The 19,033-nt window shown below is 61.7% G+C and carries 22 protein-coding genes and 2 tRNA genes; 21 read left to right on the top strand and 3 right to left on the bottom strand.

Features of this window, described 5'->3' with window-relative positions; all coding sequences use genetic code 11:
• Window positions 1-138: 138 nt before the first annotated feature.
• Both GT590_RS11520 and GT590_RS11515 read left to right on the top strand, forming a co-directional pair.
• Window positions 139-1,008 carry an arsenic efflux protein gene (locus GT590_RS11520; protein WP_015761424.1) on the top strand — a complete coding sequence of 290 codons (870 nt, stop codon included), beginning with the start codon at window positions 139-141 and terminating at the stop codon, window positions 1,006-1,008.
• 93 nt (window positions 1,009-1,101) lie between these two features.
• The gene (locus GT590_RS11515; RefSeq protein WP_009306925.1) at window positions 1,102-1,707 is read left to right on the top strand and encodes an HD domain-containing protein; all 606 of its coding nucleotides are present in this window, start codon (window positions 1,102-1,104) and stop codon (window positions 1,705-1,707) included.
• Window positions 1,708-1,848: 141 nt separating this feature from the next.
• On the opposite strand, the gene GT590_RS11510 is transcribed toward GT590_RS11515, so the two are convergent.
• Window positions 1,849-3,057, bottom strand: a complete 1,209-nt coding sequence (locus GT590_RS11510) for an MFS transporter (protein WP_227111413.1) — start codon at window positions 3,055-3,057, stop codon at window positions 1,849-1,851.
• A gap of 58 nt (window positions 3,058-3,115) precedes the next feature.
• A complete protein-coding gene (locus GT590_RS11505) occupies window positions 3,116-3,562 on the bottom strand; it encodes a universal stress protein (RefSeq protein ID WP_009306923.1) in 447 nt (148 codons plus the stop codon).
• Window positions 3,563-3,768: 206 nt separating this feature from the next.
• Between GT590_RS11505 and GT590_RS11500 the strand changes: the two genes are divergently transcribed.
• Both GT590_RS11500 and GT590_RS11495 read left to right on the top strand, forming a co-directional pair.
• Window positions 3,769-3,844 (top strand) — tRNA-Lys (locus GT590_RS11500).
• 64 nt (window positions 3,845-3,908) lie between these two features.
• Window positions 3,909-3,982: transfer RNA gene (locus GT590_RS11495), tRNA-Gln, on the top strand.
• 34 nt (window positions 3,983-4,016) lie between these two features.
• Here the strand turns inward: GT590_RS11495 and GT590_RS11490 are convergent.
• Window positions 4,017-4,943 carry an FAD:protein FMN transferase gene (locus GT590_RS11490; protein ID WP_009306922.1) on the bottom strand — a complete coding sequence of 309 codons (927 nt, stop codon included), beginning with the start codon at window positions 4,941-4,943 and terminating at the stop codon, window positions 4,017-4,019.
• A 136-nt stretch (window positions 4,944-5,079) separates the two neighbouring features.
• Here GT590_RS11490 and GT590_RS11485 point away from each other — a divergent pair, with 136 nt between their 5' ends.
• The 17 genes from GT590_RS11485 (at window position 5,080) to eno (ending at window position 18,980) form a co-directional block, all read left to right on the top strand.
• A complete protein-coding gene (locus tag GT590_RS11485) occupies window positions 5,080-6,597 on the top strand; it encodes a helix-turn-helix transcriptional regulator (RefSeq protein WP_226844222.1) in 1,518 nt (505 codons plus the stop codon).
• Window positions 6,598-6,730: 133 nt separating this feature from the next.
• On the top strand, window positions 6,731-7,771 hold the full coding sequence (locus GT590_RS11480; protein WP_009609357.1) for a twin-arginine translocation signal domain-containing protein: 1,041 nt from the start codon (window positions 6,731-6,733) through the stop codon (window positions 7,769-7,771).
• 128 nt (window positions 7,772-7,899) lie between these two features.
• Window positions 7,900-8,487, top strand: coding sequence for an ECF transporter S component (locus GT590_RS11475; RefSeq protein ID WP_009306919.1), 588 nt, complete (start codon window positions 7,900-7,902; stop codon window positions 8,485-8,487).
• Between the two features lie 269 nt (window positions 8,488-8,756).
• Window positions 8,757-8,993, top strand: a complete 237-nt coding sequence (gene infA / locus GT590_RS11470) for a translation initiation factor IF-1 (RefSeq protein ID WP_254654319.1) — start codon at window positions 8,757-8,759, stop codon at window positions 8,991-8,993.
• A 156-nt stretch (window positions 8,994-9,149) separates the two neighbouring features.
• A complete protein-coding gene (gene rpmJ / locus GT590_RS11465; RefSeq protein ID WP_006363204.1) occupies window positions 9,150-9,263 on the top strand; it encodes a 50S ribosomal protein L36 in 114 nt (37 codons plus the stop codon).
• Window positions 9,264-9,285: 22 nt separating this feature from the next.
• The gene (rpsM, locus tag GT590_RS11460; RefSeq protein ID WP_009306917.1) at window positions 9,286-9,654 is read left to right on the top strand and encodes a 30S ribosomal protein S13; all 369 of its coding nucleotides are present in this window, start codon (window positions 9,286-9,288) and stop codon (window positions 9,652-9,654) included.
• A gap of 11 nt (window positions 9,655-9,665) precedes the next feature.
• Entirely contained in the window at window positions 9,666-10,064 is a 399-nt protein-coding gene (gene rpsK / locus GT590_RS11455) for a 30S ribosomal protein S11 (protein WP_009306916.1), read from the top strand.
• Window positions 10,065-10,083: 19 nt separating this feature from the next.
• A complete protein-coding gene (gene rpsD, locus GT590_RS11450) occupies window positions 10,084-10,710 on the top strand; it encodes a 30S ribosomal protein S4 (protein ID WP_009306915.1) in 627 nt (208 codons plus the stop codon).
• Window positions 10,711-10,739: 29 nt separating this feature from the next.
• Entirely contained in the window at window positions 10,740-11,690 is a 951-nt protein-coding gene (locus tag GT590_RS11445; protein WP_009306914.1) for a DNA-directed RNA polymerase subunit alpha, read from the top strand.
• Window positions 11,691-11,702: 12 nt separating this feature from the next.
• Entirely contained in the window at window positions 11,703-12,290 is a 588-nt protein-coding gene (gene rplQ / locus GT590_RS11440) for a 50S ribosomal protein L17 (RefSeq protein WP_009306913.1), read from the top strand.
• A gap of 239 nt (window positions 12,291-12,529) precedes the next feature.
• Window positions 12,530-12,790, top strand: a complete 261-nt coding sequence (locus GT590_RS11435; RefSeq protein WP_009306912.1) for a hypothetical protein — start codon at window positions 12,530-12,532, stop codon at window positions 12,788-12,790.
• A gap of 35 nt (window positions 12,791-12,825) precedes the next feature.
• Complete coding sequence (locus GT590_RS11430; RefSeq protein WP_009306911.1) at window positions 12,826-13,191, top strand: hypothetical protein; 366 nt, start codon at window positions 12,826-12,828, stop codon at window positions 13,189-13,191.
• Between the two features lie 167 nt (window positions 13,192-13,358).
• Window positions 13,359-15,119, top strand: coding sequence for an MFS transporter (locus GT590_RS11425; RefSeq protein WP_035579021.1), 1,761 nt, complete (start codon window positions 13,359-13,361; stop codon window positions 15,117-15,119).
• Between the two features lie 60 nt (window positions 15,120-15,179).
• Window positions 15,180-16,034, top strand: a complete 855-nt coding sequence (locus GT590_RS11420; protein ID WP_009306909.1) for an energy-coupling factor transporter transmembrane protein EcfT — start codon at window positions 15,180-15,182, stop codon at window positions 16,032-16,034.
• Window positions 16,035-16,117: 83 nt separating this feature from the next.
• Window positions 16,118-16,495, top strand: coding sequence for a hypothetical protein (locus GT590_RS11415; RefSeq protein WP_009306908.1), 378 nt, complete (start codon window positions 16,118-16,120; stop codon window positions 16,493-16,495).
• Window positions 16,449-17,510 (top strand): type II TA system antitoxin MqsA family protein, encoded by a 1,062-nt coding sequence (locus GT590_RS11410; RefSeq protein ID WP_306770023.1) that lies wholly within the window; start codon window positions 16,449-16,451, stop codon window positions 17,508-17,510. Before GT590_RS11415 ends, GT590_RS11410 begins: the two co-directional genes overlap by 47 nt.
• 177 nt (window positions 17,511-17,687) lie before the next feature.
• On the top strand, window positions 17,688-18,980 hold the full coding sequence (gene eno / locus GT590_RS11405) for a phosphopyruvate hydratase (RefSeq protein WP_009306906.1): 1,293 nt from the start codon (window positions 17,688-17,690) through the stop codon (window positions 18,978-18,980).
• Window positions 18,981-19,033: the final 53 nt, after the last annotated feature.

Raw genomic sequence — 19,033 nt, 5'->3', positions numbered from 1 at the left:
CGGCATGCGAAGGCCCCGCCCCCCTCGGGAGGCGGGGCCTTCGCGCGTTCTGGGGGCGTGGGTCTCTTGGTGACCGTTCGGCGACGATGCTGTTACAGAACCTTGATTGGATTACAATACGTTGTTATGGAAGAAATCATGCATATAGCGTTTGACGTGCTGGCAGACGCGATCAAGGACACGCTTTACATCATTCCGTTTCTGTTCGTCACGTATCTGGCCATGGAGTGGCTTGAGCATAAGACGGGTGGGAAGGCCGAGGCTGCCATTCAGCGCGCCGGCGCGGCAGGGCCGTTCATCGGTGCCGTCGTTGGCGTAGTGCCCCAGTGCGGCTTCTCCGCGGCTGCCGCGACGCTGTGGGCTGGGCGCGTCATCACGTTGGGAACGCTGTTCGCGGTGTTCCTCTCTACGTCGGACGAGATGCTGCCCATCTTCATCGCCGAGCAGGTGCCGCCCGACGTCATTTTCAAAATCATCGGCGCGAAGATCATCATCGGCATGATCATGGGCTTCCTCGTGGATGCCGGCCTTCGCATCGCGCGCCGCATCGACATGCCGCTGCATATTCACGACTTATGTGAGCAGGAGCATTGCCATTGCCACGACGGCGAAGGCGGAATCCTGAGAAGCGCGCTCAAACATACGTTGCAGGTGACCCTGTTCATCTTCCTCATCACGCTAGCGCTGAACGGCCTGCTTGCCGTAGTGGGCGAGGACGTGCTGGCCGAGTTCCTCGGCGCGAACCCGGCGCTGTCGGTGTTCGGCTCGGCGTTGGTTGGTCTCGTGCCGAACTGCGCGGCCAGCATCGTCATCGCGCAGCTGTACGTGGAAGGCGTGCTGGGCTCGGGCGCCATGTTGGCCGGTTTGCTCGTGTCGGCGGGCGTGGGCCTGCTGGTGTTGGTTCGCACGAACCGCCATCTGAAAGAGAATATCGCCATCATCGTGGCGCTGTACGCGATGGGCGTCATCTGGGGTTTGTTGGCGAACGCGCTCGGCATCGTGTTCTAGGCGTGCGTTCGAACGGATTGCCATGCTGACTTCGCGCGCCCTATGGGGTAGCATAGCGAAGAGCATCCAATCGAAGACGAGAAGGAGAGCATCATGGCGACACTCGAGGCCGGCCTGACGCGCGACGAAGCGTTCGCGCTTTTGCAGGAGCACAACAAGGATCCGTTCCACATCGAGCACGGCGAGACGGTTGAGCAGACCATGCGTTATTTCGCGCGCGAGTTCGATCCTGAGAACGAGGAGTTCTGGGGTATCGTCGGGCTGCTGCACGATCTCGACTGGGAAGAGCACGACGACGAGCCCGAGCTGCACACCATCTACGCGGCGCCGCTCATCGAAGCCGCTGGCGGCTCGCCCGAGCTCATCCGCGCCATCCAGAGCCACACCTCCGACTTCAACCCGGAGCTGCCGAAGCCCGAGCTGCAGATGGAGAAGATCCTGTTCGCCTCCGAAGAACTGACCGGTCTCATCGGCGCGGCGGTAGTGATGCGCCCCTCGAAGAGCGTCATGGATTTCGAAGTGAAGTCGCTGAAGAAGAAGTTCAAGGACAAGCGCTTCGCCGCCGGTGTCAGCCGCGACGTCATCCGCTCCGGCGCCGAAATGCTGGGCTGGGAGCTGGACGAGCTGTTCGCCCGCACCATTGAGGCCATGCAGTCCTTCGCGCCCGATAAAGATACGTTCCAGCCTGCCGAGGGGTAATCCTCTCCAGATTCCAAATGCAAACGGAGGCTCCGTCGTGTGCGACGGAGCCTCCGTGGTTTGAAGGGGTTCGGAAGAGCTTGGAGGGGCGATCGTGGCGGACGGTCGCTCGTTGAAATGGCCGCTGAACGATCCGTCGCCCTACCGTTTCTCCGCTTCTTCGAGCTTGCGGCGCATGGTGCCTTTCTTGCGGCTCACTAGCAGGTAGGCTGCCAGCGCCACGATGGCGACTAGCGACATGGCCTCGAACAGGCCGCGATAGCCCCACAGCGGCTGCACGATGCCTAAAAGCAGCGGGCCCACGCCCACGCCGATGTCCAGCAAGATGTAGAACGTGGAGTTCGCCAAGCTCAGTCGATCGTCGGGGGCGAGGCGCACCGCCAGAGCCAGGCCGCTTGCCTGAACCGTCCCTACGCCGAAGCCCAGCAACGCTGCCGCGATCAGCATGGCCGTCGGCTGGTAGACGGTGGCCAGCAGTCCCATGCCGACGATGAAGGCGATGAACGCGGGCACCATGACCACGCGGTCGCCTTTGCGGTCGAACAGCTTGCCGGTGAACGGCCGTGTGACGAACGTGGCGATGGCGTACACGACGAAGAAGAAGCTCGCGGGCGTTTCGAGCCCGTTTTCGGCCGCGAACGGCGTGAGGAACGCAAGCAGGCTGGAATAGCAGAAGAACAGCAGCGCGCATACGGCGCCGATGGGGATCACGCTGGATTCCAGGTAGTTCGTCAGGCTCGGACGAGGCACGCGGAACCCGCCCGCCTGCTCGATGCGTTCGTCGCGGGCGATGTCGCTCGCCTTCCGGGCCACGGTTTCGGCCGATACAGGGTTTTTCGGCACGCGCAGCTGCGTGGCGGCTAGCAAGCAAGCCAGAGCTACGGCGGCGGCTACGAGGAACAACGTTTGGAATCCGGCGTTCTGCGTGAGAAACATGCCCAGAAACGGCCCGATTGCCGCGCCGAGGGTGACGGACAGCATATAGTAGCCCACGCCTTCGCCTTTGCGGTTGTCCGGCACAAGAGCCGTGACGATGGTGCCGATGGCGGTGGAACACGTGCCGAACGCGATGCCGTGCAGCAGGCGCAGCGCGAACAGCAGCCATAATCCCAGGCCGGTAAGGTAAAGCGCCGAGAACGCCACTTCGAGCACGGCACCGATGATAAGCAAGCGCTTGCGACCGACGCGATCCATGATGCGCCCGCTGAAGAGGCGGGCTATCAGCGCGCCGATGACGAAGATACTGGCCGCGAGGCCGGCGGTGGCTGCGGGCGCATCGTAGGTTTTCATGGCGTAGTCGGCTACGACCACCATGAGCCCGTAGTAGTTCACCATGATCAGGAAGTTCACGGCGGTTCCGAATACGAAATCTCTCGTCCAGAGCTTTTCTCGTGCAATTGCAGGCATGCTAATCGGTCGCCCCGGCTTTCGTCGCTGCGGCGGGAGCGTCCTTCGCGATGAGCACGGCGATAGGCGATCCCTGCACCACGGCGTAGCTGACGCTGCCAAGGAAGCCTTTGACGCCGCCCTGGCCGCGGCTGCCCATGACGATGAGGTCGCAGCCCTCGTCTTGCGCGCATTTCAGCAGGAGATCGGCCGGCGAGCTGCCCTTCAGCAGGTGGGCGTGCGCCTTGTTCGGCACTTCGTCTGCAAGCTGCTCCATTTCGACCAGCACCTTCTTCGCCTCGTCGAGCAGCACGGTTTCGGCGCCGGTGCCCAGGCCGTACAGCTTCACCACATGGGCGAACACGAGCTCGACGCTCTCGTCCTGCGCGCCGATGGAACGCGCTAGATGGAGCGCTTTGGCGGAGGGAGCGGAGCCGTCGTAGGCAACCAGGACCTTGGAGCACCACATGAGGCATCACGGCCTTTCTACAGAGGGGTGGGCGTTCGGTTCCTCTTCGATTGTAGTACGAATTGTTTCGGTTTGAATAACGGTATGGTGGCAATGGATAGACGGTATTGCGTGCGGTTAGATGTATGACTGGTGTTCGTCAACATAATCATTGACCCGCCTTGCCCGCCCAGCTAAAATGAGTACTCGCGCATTGCTGCGAACGTGGGCCGTTAGCTCAGCTGGTAGAGCAGGGGACTTTTAATCCCAAGGTCGCGGGTTCGACTCCCTCACGGCCCACCATTTTTGTTTGCTCGGCATGCGATTGTTCTTAGCGCGCCGCATCGCGGGCGCTTCTGTTTCAGACTGGGCCATCGTCCAACGGCAGGACTCTGGTTTTTGGTACCAGCTATCCAGGTTCGAATCCTGGTGGCCCAGCCACTTTGCGCGCTTTTCGCATGCGTGCCGTGTTTTGCTATCCCAGCAGCTCGAACAGTACGCGATCACCGATGCCGGAGGTGGCCAGCACATCGCCCTCGGTGGTGACTAGCACGGCTTCGAGCGCCGGATGCTGCTCGGCGAACGCAAGTGCGCGATCGGCTCCCATCATGATAAGCGCGGTGGTGTACCCGTCGGCATCGAGCGAGCTCTGCGCGACCACCGTGGCGCTCAGCAGGTCGGTTTCGGCGGGGAAGCCCGTGCGCGGGTCAAGGATATGGTGGTACAGTTTCCCGTCCTGCTCGAAGGCGCGCTCGTAGATGCCGCTTGTCACGGCCGAGCCATCGCGCAGGGCCAGGACGGCGAACGAATCAAGCAGCGGCATCGAGCTGGAGGGAAGGGGACGGCGGACGCCCACGCGCCACGGTGCTCCATCGGGCTTGCCGCCCATGACGGCCACGTTGCCGCCGAGGTTGACCAGAGCGTGTTCCACGCCGCGTTCGCGCAGCAGCGCGAGGATGCCGTCGGCGATGTAGCCTTTCGCGATGCCGCCCAAATCGACGCAGGCTAGCGGGTCGCGCAGCGTCACGACGGCATCGTTCACGATGACGCCGCGATAATCCACGTGCCGCAGCGCCGCGGCCACGTCATCGCGCGCGGGAATCATGCAATCCTTGAAGTTCCACAGCTGCGTGGCGCTTCCCATAGTCACGTCGAATAACCCGTCGACTTCGCGGCAGTACGACAGCGCCGTCTCGATGAACGCGGCTAGCTCGGCATCCACCGCGGTGGGGCGCCCCTCGGCGCTGTTCAGCCGGAACAGCTCGCTTGCAGGGTCTACGCGCGAGAACAGCAGCTCGTAGCGGTCGCACCATTCCACCGCTTCGTCGAGGATGTCCTCGTTGTCGGTTTCTGCGCTGATGATGTTCGTGGTGTTGAAGCGGAAGAAATTCCGAGAAACCATGCCATTGCCTCCAAGTACATTACATTCGCAAATACGCTACTAAGACAGTATACTTTCTACGGGCGTTTGAGGGAGCGCAGTGTGCATGAGCGGCGCAGCGGGCGATCGGGACGTGCGGACGGTGGAGAGAAGGAACATGATACGACTCGAAAAACGAGGCATTATCAAACGGTTCGACCTGCTTGACACGCTTTCCTTTTTCGCATTCTGCATGAGCGTGCCGTTGTTCCTTCCCGTGCTGGAGCAGTGGCGCGGCATGACGTCGTCGGTTGCCGTTTCCTGGTCGTTTCTGCCTTCGGTGTCGTTTTCGGCCGCGTTGTCGCTGGCGGCCATGTTCACGGCGCTCGCGTTTTTGTTCATCTGCCTGCTGAAAACGGCGCATGCGCGTGTGAGCCGCACTATCATGCTGCTGGCGTTGGCGTGCTATGCGATCGGCTACGGCCTGCTTGACCTGTGGAGCTTCGGCGCGCTCGACGGCTCCGTCGTGGAAGCGGGCAGCGGTCTCATGATGGGTTTCGGCGCTGCCGTGATGTGCCTGGTGTGGATGAGCCGGCTGCATGTGCTCGAGTTCAGGCGCGCGCTCGTTGTGGCGTGGGTCGCCGGCTGCGTCCTGTTCGCAAGCGCGTCGCTGCTGCCCATGCTGGGCGCGACGCCTGCCCGGACGGTGCTCACCGTGGCGGCGGCGCTGTCCGTCGTAGGGTGCGCGCGGTTGTTCTTCCGCTCAGAGGGAGAGGACGAGCGTTCGGCGCAGGCAGGGGTGAACTGGTGGGACGTGTTCGGGCACCTCGATGTGTCGGTGGTGGAGGGGACGGGTGATTTCAAAACCCCACTCGCTCGCGCGCTGTTCTTCGCCGTTATGCCGTTCGCCATGCTGTTGCTGTTCGTGGCTGACAATAGCCTGGTGCGAACCATGGATTGGGGTGTCGCTCCGCTGGCTTTGGCGGGCGTGCTGGCCGTGGCGGTCATGGTGCCCCTCATTCGCATGAAGACCGATCAGGCGCTCATCAACTTCTCGTACCGTTTCTTCCTGCCGCTGGTGGCCTTCGCGGTGTTCGCGGCCACGGCGTTCGTCGAACCTCCGTTGCAACGCTCGGTGATGGCGGTTGGCTCTCTCTCGTTCTGCGCCATCTATGCGCTCGTGATGTCGGCGATGCTGGTAGCGATGGCGGGTCGCATGCGCTCGCTCGCTCTGCCGGCCGGAGGCATCATGATCATCGTCGGGTGCCTGGTGTGCCTGCTGTCGGACGCCAACATGAACACGGGCGTGCTAGCTGCATGCCAGTACCAGGTGCTGATCGTGCTGTTCGTGGTGATGGCGATCGCGCTCATGGTCACTCCCAGCTCGCGATTGTGGCGCGTTATGCTCGAGGGCATCGATGCCGTAGAGTCGAACGCGCTCGGAGCTCAGGAGGGCTACAACCGTCGTTGCGCCGATCTGTCCGACGAGTACCGCCTGACTGCGCGCGAGGCCGAAATACTGCTTCTGCTGGGTCGCGGCCACACGTCAAGCTTCGTCGCCGATGAGTTGACGGTGGCGGAATCCACGGTGCGAAGCCACCGCAAGAACATCTACCGCAAGCTCGGGGTCTCGTCGCGCGAGGAGCTGTTCAAGTTGCTCGATGATGAAGGCGACGGGCCCGACAAGGGCGTTTAGGGCTTCTCCCCCTTTTCGTTTAGAAGCGCAATCTCGGACGGAATGCAATTTCCTGCGTTTTGACGATGGATTTGCTTCGTGTTGATCCGTATGGTTTGCCCCGTTGTCTAGAGGGAATTCAAGGGAGGCCATTATGGAAACGAACGTCTCGCGTCGTGATTTTCTTAAGGGAAGCATCGTGGTCGCATTGGGCGCGGCCGGTGCTGCTACGCTCAGCTCGTGCGCAGGCGGCGATGCTGCAGCGAAAGCTGATTCTGCAGTTGCAACCGCGCCCGACACCGCTGCCAAAACTGCGACCTTGCATCGCGGCTACGGCGCCGCTCACGGAGACAAGTGCTTTACGAGCGTGGTTGTCGCCACGGCCGAAGACGGTACCATCCTCGCCGCCAGCGTGGATGACTATCAGTTCATGCCTGCTGATTCGGCGGGCATCACGCCCGTGCCGAACTCCGACGCTGGATTTGCGGACGGGTACGCCGAGGGCAAGGTGCTCATGTCGAAGACGGTGAACAACGATGCCTATTCGGCCAGCATGAAGGAGAAAGCCCAGTCCACCACGCCGTGGTTGACGTCGATGAAGGCGATAGAGGCGTACTGCGTGGGCAAGAAGGCCTCCGATCTGACGAAGACGAGCCTCGATGCCGTGACGGGAGCCACCCTCGTGGACGCGCCCAACTATCTGAAGCTCGTGTCCGAGGTCGCCGGGAGCGACGACATCACCACGACGGGTGCGTATGCCGGCGACGGTTCCGACCTCAAGATGGGACGCGCCACCGCGGCTGCTCACGGTGACAAGGCGTTCGCGGAAGCCGTTTCCCTTGTGCAGGGGGACGTGTTGGTTGCTTCGAGCATCGACGAGTTCCAGTTCGCCGACGCTTCGTCTGCCGGCCTGGTGCCCGTGCCCAATTCGGACGCCGCCTTCGCCGAAGGGTACGCCGAGGGCAAGGCGCTCATGTCCAAGTCGGTGAACTCCGATATGTACAGCGCCAGCATGAAGGAAAAGGCCCAGTCCACTACGCCGTGGATCGAATCCATGTCGGCTATCGAGTCCTTTGTGGCCGGACAGAAGATCGCCGACGTGAAGGCGAAGGGCCCGGACGCGGTTTCGGGCGCCACGCTCGTCGATACCGCCGGCTACGTCGACACCGCCGTTGCGGCTGCTAAGACGGCGTAGGCGAGCGTTTCGCCTATCGTATTTGTCCCCAAGCGAGCCGGTTGTTTTCCAGCCGGCTCGTTTTGTCGCTTGACCGCAAGGTCGCAAAGTGGCTCGCAGCGTATAATGATGCGAACTAAGGAGGTGTTATGGTCGCGGAGAGTTTGCCCTACGGATGGCAGGAGCGTTCGCCGAAGCAAGTCGCCGCCATCGTGCTGCTCATCCTCATGGCTATGGTGCTCAGCTTCGTCGAGCTGCCGGTGGTGCCCGGGGCCGAATGGTTGAAGTACGATCCATCGGGCATCGTCTCGCTGCTGGCTACGATCTTGTACGGATCTTGGATCGGCGTGGCCGTGGCCGTGACGTCATGGATACCGCACCTCGTCACCGATCCGCTCGGCGCGTTCATGAACATTATGGCCACCGTGTCGCTTATCCTTGTGGTGGGGACCGTGTACCGTCGGAAACCGTGCCTGATGCACGCCGTGCTGGGATGCGCTGCCGGCGTGGTGGTGTCCTCGGCGGTTTCCATTTGCCTGAACTTCGTGGTCACGCCGCTGTACATGGGCGCCACCTACGAACAGGTTGCTTCGCTGGTGTTGCCGGCATTGCTGCCGTTCAACGTGGTCAAGGCGCTGGCGAACTCCGTCGTAGCCATCGTATCGTACCGCAAGCTGGCTTCGTTGCTGGAGGAACAGGAAGGCAACCTTTCCAACTCCGACCAAAATCGCTCTTGACCCTTCAGCGTAATAGCCTAGAATAGAACGATACCGAAGACGCGGGCGCCTCAGTGCGCACGATCTGCGTCGAAGCCGACAAGGCGGCTGCGCTTCGCGCGAATACCTGGCGGCCCCGTTTCTGAGACGCGGGCTGCGCGGCACGACCGCACGCCTGGCAAGCAGGTAGCATTCGGACCAGAAGGTTTGTTGGAATTCTGCGTCCTCAAATTCTCGTGTACATAACCGAATACTTTTGGTATCATCTATGGTTGCTGCTTAACGACGATATGCTTGAAGGAGCACTTTTGACCAAAGAAGATGTTATCGAGCTCGAGGGGACCGTCCTCGAAGCGCTGCCAAACGCTATGTTTAGGGTGGAGCTCGAAAACGGGCACAAGATATTGGCCCATATTTCTGGCAAGATGCGTATGCATTACATCAAGATCCTGCCGGGAGACAAGGTGACGGTCGAGCTGTCCGTCTACGACCTGAACCGCGGACGCATCACGTACCGGTTCAAATAGCACCGTAAAAGCGTGCAGGTCGTGTCAACCTGTGCAGAATTTGTGTGCGAAGAGGGGCTTGCGCGCCTTGCGCAAGCAGCAAAAAGAGGAAAGCTATCACCAGCGGCTGGGTGTGACATATAGATACGAGAACGCATTAACCGAAAGGAAATGATTATGAAGGTACGTCCTTCGGTCAAGAAAATGTGCGACAAGTGCAAAATCATCCGACGCCATGGCAAGGTGCTCGTCATTTGCGAGAACCCCCGCCATAAGCAGCGTCAGGGCTAGGAAGAAAGAGGAGATATAACCTATGGCACGTCTTGTTGGTGTCGACCTTCCTCGCGACAAGCGCATTGAAGTCGGCTTGACCTACATCTACGGCATCGGTCTGACGACCTCCAAGAAGATCCTCGCTGAAACCGGCGTCGATCCCAGCGTCCGCGTGAAGGACCTCACGGAGGATGACCTTACCAAGCTGCGCGACTACATTCAGGCGAACATCAAGGTGGAGGGCGACCTGCACCGCGAGGTTTCCCAGAACGTCAAGCGCCTCATGGAGATCGGCTGCTATCGTGGACTCCGTCATCGTCGCGGCCTGCCCGTTCGCGGACAGCGCACGCACACGAATGCGCGCACGCGCAAGGGTCCTCGTAAGCAAATCGGCGGAAAGAAAAAGTGAGGTAGTCTCAAGTGGCAGCTAAGAAAAACGTGCGCACGCGCATCAAGCGCTCCGAGCGTAAGAACATCGCCGTCGGCGCTGCGCATATTAAGTCTACGTTCAACAACACGATCGTGAGCATCACTGATCCTCAGGGCAATGTGATCTCCTGGCAGTCCGCCGGCACGGTCGGTTTCAAGGGTTCGCGCAAGTCCACGCCGTTCGCTGCGCAGATGGCCGCCGAGGCCGCTGCGAAGACGGCTATGGAGCATGGCCTGCGCAAGGTTTCCGTGTTCGTGAAGGGCCCGGGCTCGGGTCGCGAAACGGCCATCCGCTCTCTGCAGGCCGCCGGCCTCGAGATCGCCAGCATCCAGGATTGCACACCCATTCCGCACAACGGTTGCCGTCCGCGCAAGCGTCGTCGCGTGTAACTGAAAGGATCTAAGAATTATGGCTCGTTATACTGGAGCGGACTGCCGTCTGTGCCGTCGTGAAGGGGCGAAGCTTTTCCTTAAGGGCGATCGCTGCTACACGGAGAAGTGCGCGATCGAGCGCCGCAACTACGCGCCGGGCGAGGCCGGCAAGAAGCGCATCAAGGAAAGCGAATATCGCAACCAGCTGCGCGAGAAGCAGAAGACCAAGCGCATCTACGGCGTCCTGGAGAAGCAGTTCCGTCATTACTACGATATGGCTAACCGCCAGAAGGGCGTGACGGGCGAGAACCTGCTGCGTATCCTGGAGAGCCGTCTCGACAACGTCGTGTACCGTCTCGGTTTTGCGAAGTCTCGCGCCGAGGCTCGTCAGCAGGTGCGTCACGGCCATATCACCGTGAACGGCCGTCGCGTCGACATCCCGTCGTTCCGCGTCAAGCCGGGCGACCTCGTGGCCGTCGCTCCGAAGGCTGCCGATCTGCTGGTCATCAAGAGCGCGCTCATCTCCAACGAGCGTGTTCAGGTGCCCGCATGGCTCGAGGTGGACATCGAGAAACTTCAGGGTAGTGTACTTGCTCTTCCGCAGCGCGATCAAATCGATCTGGACATTCGCGAGCAGCTCATCGTCGAACTTTACTCGAAATAATCGCGGCATAGTAAGGAGGCTTATCCCACATGACAGAGTTCATGAGGCCTACGGTAACAACGGAAGAAGTCAACGACACTGTCGCACGTTTCATAGTCGAGCCGCTCGAGCGTGGCTACGGCTACACGCTGGGCAACTGCATGCGCCGCGTTCTGCTCTCCTCGCTGGATGGTGCGAAAGCCACCGCCATCCAGATCGAGGGTGTGCAGCATGAGTTCACGACGGCCGAAGGCGTCATCGAGGATATCACCGATATCGTCCTGAATGTCAAGGGTCTTGTGTTCTCCGCACTGAACGATGATATCGAGGAAGCCACGGCGCATGTGTCGGCGGAGGGTCCTTGCACGGTGACGGGTGCCGATCTCGACATTCCCACCGAGTTCACGCTGGTCAACCCGGAGCACGTCATCGCTACGGTCGCCGACGGCGGTCAGCTGGACATGACGGTTCGCATCGGCGTGGGCCGCGGTTACGTGTCGGCCGAGCGCAACAAGCGCACGGAGGATCCCATCGGGGTCATCCATGTGGACTCGCTGTTCTCGCCGGTTCGCCGCTGCACGCTCAACGTCACCGACACCCGCGTGGGTCAGCGCACCGACTACGACAAGCTCGTGCTGGAAGTTGAGACTGACGGCAGCATCACGCCCACCGAGGCCGTGTGCCGCGCGTCCAACATCATCAACCAGTACATGGGCGCGTTTTTGAGCCTGTCCGACGTTGTCGACGAGGAGGAGGGCGAAATCCCGTCCATCTTCGCGCCGGAGGGCCAGGAGTCCAACGCCGAGCTGGACAAGCAGATCGAGGATCTCGACCTGTCCGTCCGCTCGTACAACTGCCTGAAGCGTGCCGGAATCCACTCGGTGCGCCAGCTCGTTGAGTTCTCCGAAAACGACCTGCTGAACATCAGAAACTTTGGTGCGAAGTCCATTGAAGAAGTGAAGGACAAGCTCATTTCCATGGACCTCAATTTGAAGCTATAGGAGATACGAATCATGCGACACAACTACAAGGGCCGCAAGCTGGGCACCGACTTCAGCCACACCAAGGCCATGAAGAAGAGCTTGGTGAACGCCCTGTTCCTGAACGACCGTATCAAGACGGTCGAGTCCCGCGCCAAGGAGATCCGTCCGAACGTGGATAAGATCATCACGTGGGCCAAGAAGGGCGACCTGCATTCCCGTCGTCTGGCCATCGCGGCTCTGGGCGACAAAGAACTCGTGCGCGAGATCTTCGAGAAGGTCGAGCAGGGCATGTTCGCCGACCGCCAGGGCGGCTACACCCGCATCATGAAGCTGGGCAACCGCAAGGGCGACAACGCTCCCATGGTTATCATGGAGCTCGTGACCGAGCCCGTGAAGAAGAAGGAAGAGCCGAAGCCCGCTGCCAAGAAGGCGACGAAGAAGGCCGCTCCGAAGAAGGTCGAGGCTGCGGAGGAGGCTCCGAAGGAGGAGGCCGCCGAGGCCAAGGCCGAGGAAGCCGCCGTCGAGGTTGCCGAGAAGGCCGAAGAGGCTGCCGCCGAGAACGCGGAAGCCGCCGAGGTCGAGACGGCCGATGCCAAGGAGGAAGAGGCTGCTAAGTAGCCTTTTCTTTTCAGATTGCTTTTCCGAACGGGGACCTGCGGGTCCCCGTTCTGCTTTTCAGAGGATGAAAATGAGACAAAGGGACAGGGTTAATGTCTCATCCATGCGCTGTCGCGCAGCCGTTTCAGTACCGTAGCGCTGCGGTGGTCGTGCGCGCAGGGCTTCCTCAGTACAATCGGGGTATGAACTCAGCACGCAAAGCGCGGTGCTTCGCGCCGTGCAAATGGAAAGGAGCCGACATGGATGGCACGACCACGAAGGAAGACGTCCGCATCGACAAGGATGATGCCGACGAGCTCAATCGGGAGGCGGCCGAAGACCTCGAGCGCATCGAAAACGAAGTGAAGCGCGAGGCCGAGCAGTACGTCGAGGCCGTCGACGGCGATGGCAACGAGAAGGAATCCGTGGAGGCGGCGGCTACGGCGTTCGATTTCGATCGCGCCGAAGCCGAGACGGAAGAGCTGCTTATCAAGACCACCGGCGAAGCCGACGAAGCGTAGCACGAAAACGATACCTCTATCTGAAAGGAACTATCATGGTTGATCGGGCTTACAAGACGGGCGACGCGTCCGTCGATATGAAGAACGGCGCGAAGGATATGGGCCACGACGTGAAGAACAACATGAAGGATGCCTACCACGAGGCCAAGGCCGGCATGAACGAGCGCAAGGCCGAGGATGCCGCCGCGAAGCGCGAGCACGAGGAAGCGCAGCGCACGGGCGACCCCGCGGCCGCTATGCGCGCGCAGCAGCACGAGCAGCGCAAGGATGAGAAGGGCGAAGGATTCATGGAGTCCGTCAAAGAGTCCATCGGCAAGGCCGGCGAGGCTATCAAAGATGCCGCCGTCGATGCCAAGGACAACGTAAAGCAGGGTGTCGAGAACATTCGCGAAGGCCGCTAGGCGCTCACGCGCTCGACCGTCAGCGGCGAGGGCGAAAGCGCTCTTACGCTGCTTTCGTCCTCGCCCCGGGCGCACTTGGAAACGAGCGCGCCCGGCATCCTCCGAAGCCCGTGGCCAGCGCCGCGGGCTTTTTCTTGCCGGTTGATTCACTCTTGAAAGGTCGTGCCATGGCTCCGTCTTCTTCCTCATCTGCTTCGTCCGCCTCGCGCGGACGCGGCAAGGGGTTCGCGCTTGTTGCGGCCGTGTATCTGCTGGGCCTGTTCATCGGGGCGCTCGATACCGGCATCGTCACGCCTGCCCGCACGGTCATCCAGAGCGATCTGGGCATCGGCGAGCAGATGGGCGTGTGGATCATCACCATCTATACGCTTGCCTACGCGGCCGCCATTCCGGTGATGGGCAAGCTGGCGGACCGTTCGGGACGCAAGTACGTGTACCTTGCGAGCATCCTGCTGTTCGGTGTCGGGTCGCTTCTATGCGGGTTGGCGCAGGACGTGGGGAGCTTTTGGATGCTGTTAGCCGCGCGCGCCGTGCAGGCGGTGGGCGGAGGCGGCATCGTGCCTGTTGCCACGGCCGAGTTCGGCACGACGTTTCCTCCCGAGAAGCGCGGGCTGGCGTTGGGTCTGGTAGGCGGCGTGTACGGCATTGCCAACATCTTCGGAGCGTCGGCCGGCAGCCTGATCCTATCGGTGTTCGGGCAGGCCAACTGGCAGTTCATCTTCTACGTGAACGTTCCCATCTGCGCCTTCATCGTGGTGGCGGGGCTGTTCGTGCTGCCGAACACGCGAGCCGAGCAGGTGAAGCCCATCGACGGGTGGGGCATTGCAGTGCTGGTGGCGATGGTGTTGTCGCTGCTGTACGGACTGAAGAACCTCGATTTCTTCGATCTGGGAGCATCTGCGACCTCGTCTGACGTGTGGCCGTTCTTGCTCGCGTTCGTCGTGCTGCTTCCGGTGTTCGTGCTGATCGAGCGCCGCGCGGCCGACCCGGTGCTCAACCTGTCGTACTTCCGCGACCGCGACATCGTGATCACGTTGGTGCTGTCGGTGATCACCGGCGTCATCCTGATGGGCATCATCTTCATCCCGCAGTTCGCCGAGAACGTGCTGAAACTGCCCTCGGGCAGCGGCGGCTACGTAGTCATCGTGCTGGCGGCGTTCGCCGGGGTGGGAGCGCCGGTGTCGGGCAAGCTCATCGATCGCTTCGGCGTGAAGGCGGTGCTCGCGTTCGGGCTGGCGGCTTCGGCTGCGGGAGCGATGTTCCTGGCGCTGGTGGCCACGCAGTTCGCGAATATGGCGACGCTCATCATCAGCCTCGTGGCCATCGGCATCGGGATGGGCTTCACGATTGGAACGCCGCTCAACTACATGATGCTGGCGAAGACGAAGGAGCGCGAGGCGAACTCGGCGCTGGCGACGCTGTCGCTGGTGCGCTCGGTGGGCACGGCGGTCGCGCCTGCCGTGCTGGTTGCGTTCATCGCGCATGCGGGCATGGCCATTCCCGATCGCATCATGGGCGTTCTGCCCGATGCGCCGGGCGGGCAATCGATTGCGCAGCTAGCGAGCGGGCAAGCGCAGGGAGGCGATGGCGCTGGGTTGCCCGACGATCTTCAACAGCTGATGAAGGGGTCGGATGTGACCACGATCGTCGCGAACGTGAAGACGCTGGCAAAAACCGAGATCGAACAGGAAGCTGCTTCGGCGGGCATGCCGGCCGAAGCCGTCGACGCGGCGGAGCAACAGTACCTCGCCGCCATCGACGATCGGGCAGGCGACATAGAAAGCACGTTCCAGAGCACGGTCGACGAAGGCTTTCGCGGTGCGTTTCTGCTGGTGGGGATTTGCTCGCTCGTGGGGTTGGCGCTGCTTGCGCTCTACCGGGAAGACAGGCCGCGGCCCGGGCAGGCGAAGGGGGAGCCGGCGCGCTGATCGCGCGGAATTGTCACCCTGGTCGTCGCGCGGGAAACGCCGTTGTGGCATACTGCCAGCATGCGTATCAACGTCAGTTCGTACATCCCCGGAACCTCTGCTGTGCACGCGTGCGACGCACGCGTGAAAATCGTGCTGCTTGCGGCGTATTCCGTCACGCTGTTTTTGGTGCGTTCTTGGATGGGCTTGGGGCTGTGCGCTTTGCTGTTCGTCACGGTGGCGACGGCGTCGCGCATTCCGGCGCGACGGTTCTTCGGTTTGCTCGTGCCGGTGTACGTGATCGTGGCGTTCACCGTGCTGTTCAACGGGTTCTCGCTTGACGTGGGGCAGGCTGCGAGCGCGGCTCCGCCGGCCTTGGGCGATGTGTCGGCGGGAGTGCTCGCCGCATGGGAGCCGGTGGCGCTGATCGGGTCGTTCGGGCTGGTGCCGGCAGGGCTTGCGCGTGGCCTTTTCTTCGCGGTGCGCATCGTGCTGCTGGTGGTGGCCAGCCTTACGGTCACGTACACGACGACTTCCACCGAGCTGACCGACGCGTTGGGCTTCTTCCTGAGGCCGCTCAAGCGTTTGGGCGTTCCCACCGACGACATCGCCATGGTGTTCTCGTTGGCGCTGCGGTTCATCCCGGTGACGGCCGAGGAGTTCGGTCGCGTGCACGACGCCCAATGGGCGCGAGGTGCTTCGTTTGCCGAGGGCAGCCTGTGGGAACGGCTGCGCGCGTGGCAGACGGTGCTGATTCCCCTGTTTGTCGGGTTGTTCCGGCGTGCCGATTCGCTGGCTGTCGCCATGGACGCGCGCTGCTACGGCGCCCCTGATGTCGAACGCACCTCGCTTGCGCCGCGCGCGTTCTCGGGGCGCAGCGGCCTCGTGCTGGCGGTGGGCTTGCTGGCGTGCATCGGTCTGGCCGTGTGGCTGTAGTAGTGCTATCACATCATTTGATGTCATTCGGCATGCTTTCATGGTATACTGATCACATCAAATGATGTGATGCGGGGTGAGCGATGGGGACGGTTGCAGAACGCTGGAAGATCGAAGCGGTGTTGGCGCTGGTGCGGCAGGTTGAAGCCTGCGATTTCTTTGTCGCTGGCGAATACAATCCATCCAGCAAAACGAGGGCTTTCATGAGGTTGGTGGAATTCGACTATCGTGACGTGCGCCGGATTATGCGAGGGCTTGAAGTCGAAGACTATTGCGAGGGGCCGCTATCTGACGACAAAGGTCGCCCTCATGATCTATGGGTGTTCGGAGCCTATGTGGCGCAATTCGAAACATATATAAAATTTGCGATCTACGTTATTCAGGGAACGGTGAAATCGATCTGCGTTTCGTTCCATGAGGCGGAACGACCTCTTTCGTATCCGTATAGAAAGGCATCGTGACATGACGTGCACGAAATCGCTGCTTTGCCCGGAATGCTGGGAGGAAGTTGACGCGACATACGAGATACGGCACCATGTCGAGCAAGTCCGAGGCGTGACGGTCGAGGCCGATATCGAACATTACGTTTGCCCGAAATGCGGTGAATCTATCGGATGGGCGCCGATCGTGGATAAGGGTCTTCATAAGCTCTACCACGCGTACCAAGAAAAGATGGGGCTGATGCTGCCCGAGGAGATCGTTGCGCTGCGTAAGAAATACGGGTTCTCGCAGCGAGTGCTCGCGGCGATTCTCGACATCGGCGTGGCCAGCTTGCAACGGTACGAGCGGGGGTGCCTCGCTTCCGATTCCCATGCGCAGCTGCTAGCCAACGCGCGCGATCCGCGCTTCTTGCTGAAGTGCCTGGAACGGGGCGCGCGCAAGCTTTCTGACGAAGAGCGCGCCAAAGCGTGCGATACGGTGCGGAAGCGCGGTCTCTTCCGGGTCGACTACGCGGTGGTTCGGCTCAACGTGCTGGACGAGATCGCGAAGGAAAAGACGCTGGATACGGGCATGCGCGCGTTCGATTCGGATCGCATGCGCGAGACGGTGGTCTACCTTGCCCGGCATGTTCACGATCTGTATCGCACGAAGCTGAACAAGGTGCTGTTCTATCTGGATTTCGCTGCCTACCGCGACGGCGGGGAAGGTTTCACGGGTCTGCGCTATGCGAAGGCGCCGTTCGGTCCGGTTCCCGACCAGTTCGAGCTGCTGGTTGCCGGTCTCGTCGACGACGAGGCGCTCGCATTGCGCGAACAGGGCGACGGCCAGGTGATCGTTGCGGGACGCGCGGAGGATCCCATCTGTTTTTCTGCATCCGACCTGAGCCTGCTCGACGCGGTATGCTCGTTCGCCAACGGCTTCGCTTCAACGTCGGCGTTATCCGAGTTCTCCCATGGCGAGCGAGGCTGGCGCGAGACGGAGGTGGGGGGCATCATCTCGTACGAGTACGCCGCGCACCTTCTCTGGGCTTCGTGATCGGGCTAGCGCGTTGAAGAGGTAGGGCTCGCGTTTCGCCCTCTCGACCGCTTGTCGACAATGGCGGGAAAACGGCCAAAGGGACGAACGCTGCGCTTCCGACGTGCTATGATTACCGCGAAGTGCATCTTTGCCGTGGCGATGCGGCAAAGCGGGAAAACCTACTAGGAGGCATGCATGAGCGTCATCATCGATGTGTTCGGTCGCGAGATTCTGGACTCGCGCGGCAACCCGACCGTGGAAGTTGAAGTGGTGCTGGAAGACGGCGCGTTCGGCCGTGCCGCGGTGCCGTCGGGCGCTTCGACGGGCGCGTTCGAGGCCGTCGAGCTGCGCGACTGCGACAAGGGCCGCTATCTCGGCAAGGGCACACTGGATGCTGTCGCCCACGTGAACGAGGAGATCGCCGAGGCGCTCATCGGCGTCGAGGCCGACGATCAGCGCTTTATCGACGACATCATGCTGCAGGTGGACGGCACCGACAACAAGGGTGCCTTGGGCGCGAACGCCATCCTTGGCGCGTCGCTGGCCTGCGCCAAGGCTGCTGCCGAGTCGGCTGAGCTGCCGCTGTACAAGTACGTCGGCGGCGCGAACGCGCACCTGCTGCCCACGCCCATGATGAACATCCTCAACGGCGGCGTGCATGCTGACAACAACGTGGACTTCCAGGAGTTCATGATCATGCCGGTGGGCGCGAGCACGTTCGCCGAGGCGCTGCGCTGGTGCGCCGAGATCTACCACACGCTGAAGAAGGTGCTGCATGACGCGGGCCTCGGCGGCGGCGTGGGTGACGAGGGTGGCTTCGCCCCCAACTTCAAGACGAACGAAGAGCCGCTCGAGTACGTGACGAAGGCGTGCGAGGCTGCCGGTTACAAGCCCGGCGTGGACATCATGTTCGCCATGGACCCGGCATCCACCGAGTTCTACGACGCCGATAAGAAGAAGTACGTGCTGGCGGGCGAGGGCCGCGAGCTGACCAGCGCCGAGATGGTGGACTATTGGGAAGCGCTCGTGAACAAGTACCCCATCGTCTCCATCGAGGACGGTATGGCCGAAGAGGATTGGGACGGCTGGAAAGAGCTGACCGACCGCATCGGCGACCGCGTGCAGCTGGTGGGCGACGACCTGTTCGTCACCAACTCCAAGCGCCTGGCCAAGGGTATCGAGCTGGGCTGCGCGAACGCCATCCTCATCAAGGTGAACCAGATCGGCAGCCTGACCGAGACGCTGGAGGCCATTGAGATGGCGAAGCAGGCCGGCTATGCATGCGTCATGAGCCACCGCTCCGGCGAGACCGAGGACACCACCATCGCCGACCTGGCCGTCGCTTGCAACACCGGCCAGATCAAGACGGGCGCGCCCTGCCGCAGCGACCGCGTGGCGAAGTACAACCAGCTGCTCCGCATCGAGGAAGAGTTGGACACCGCCGCCCAGTACGCCGGCATGAACGCCTTTTACAATATCAACCGCTAACGGTTGCGAGAGCTTGACGGCTCTTTAGCTTCGCGAAACGAGAAGGGCTGCCT

Origin of the sequence: Eggerthella sp. BIOML-A1, assembly GCF_009875595.1 — a bacterium.
GTDB classification, from domain to species: Bacteria; Actinomycetota; Coriobacteriia; order Coriobacteriales; family Eggerthellaceae; genus Eggerthella; species Eggerthella lenta.
This window is presented reverse-complemented; position numbering and strand designations above follow the sequence as displayed.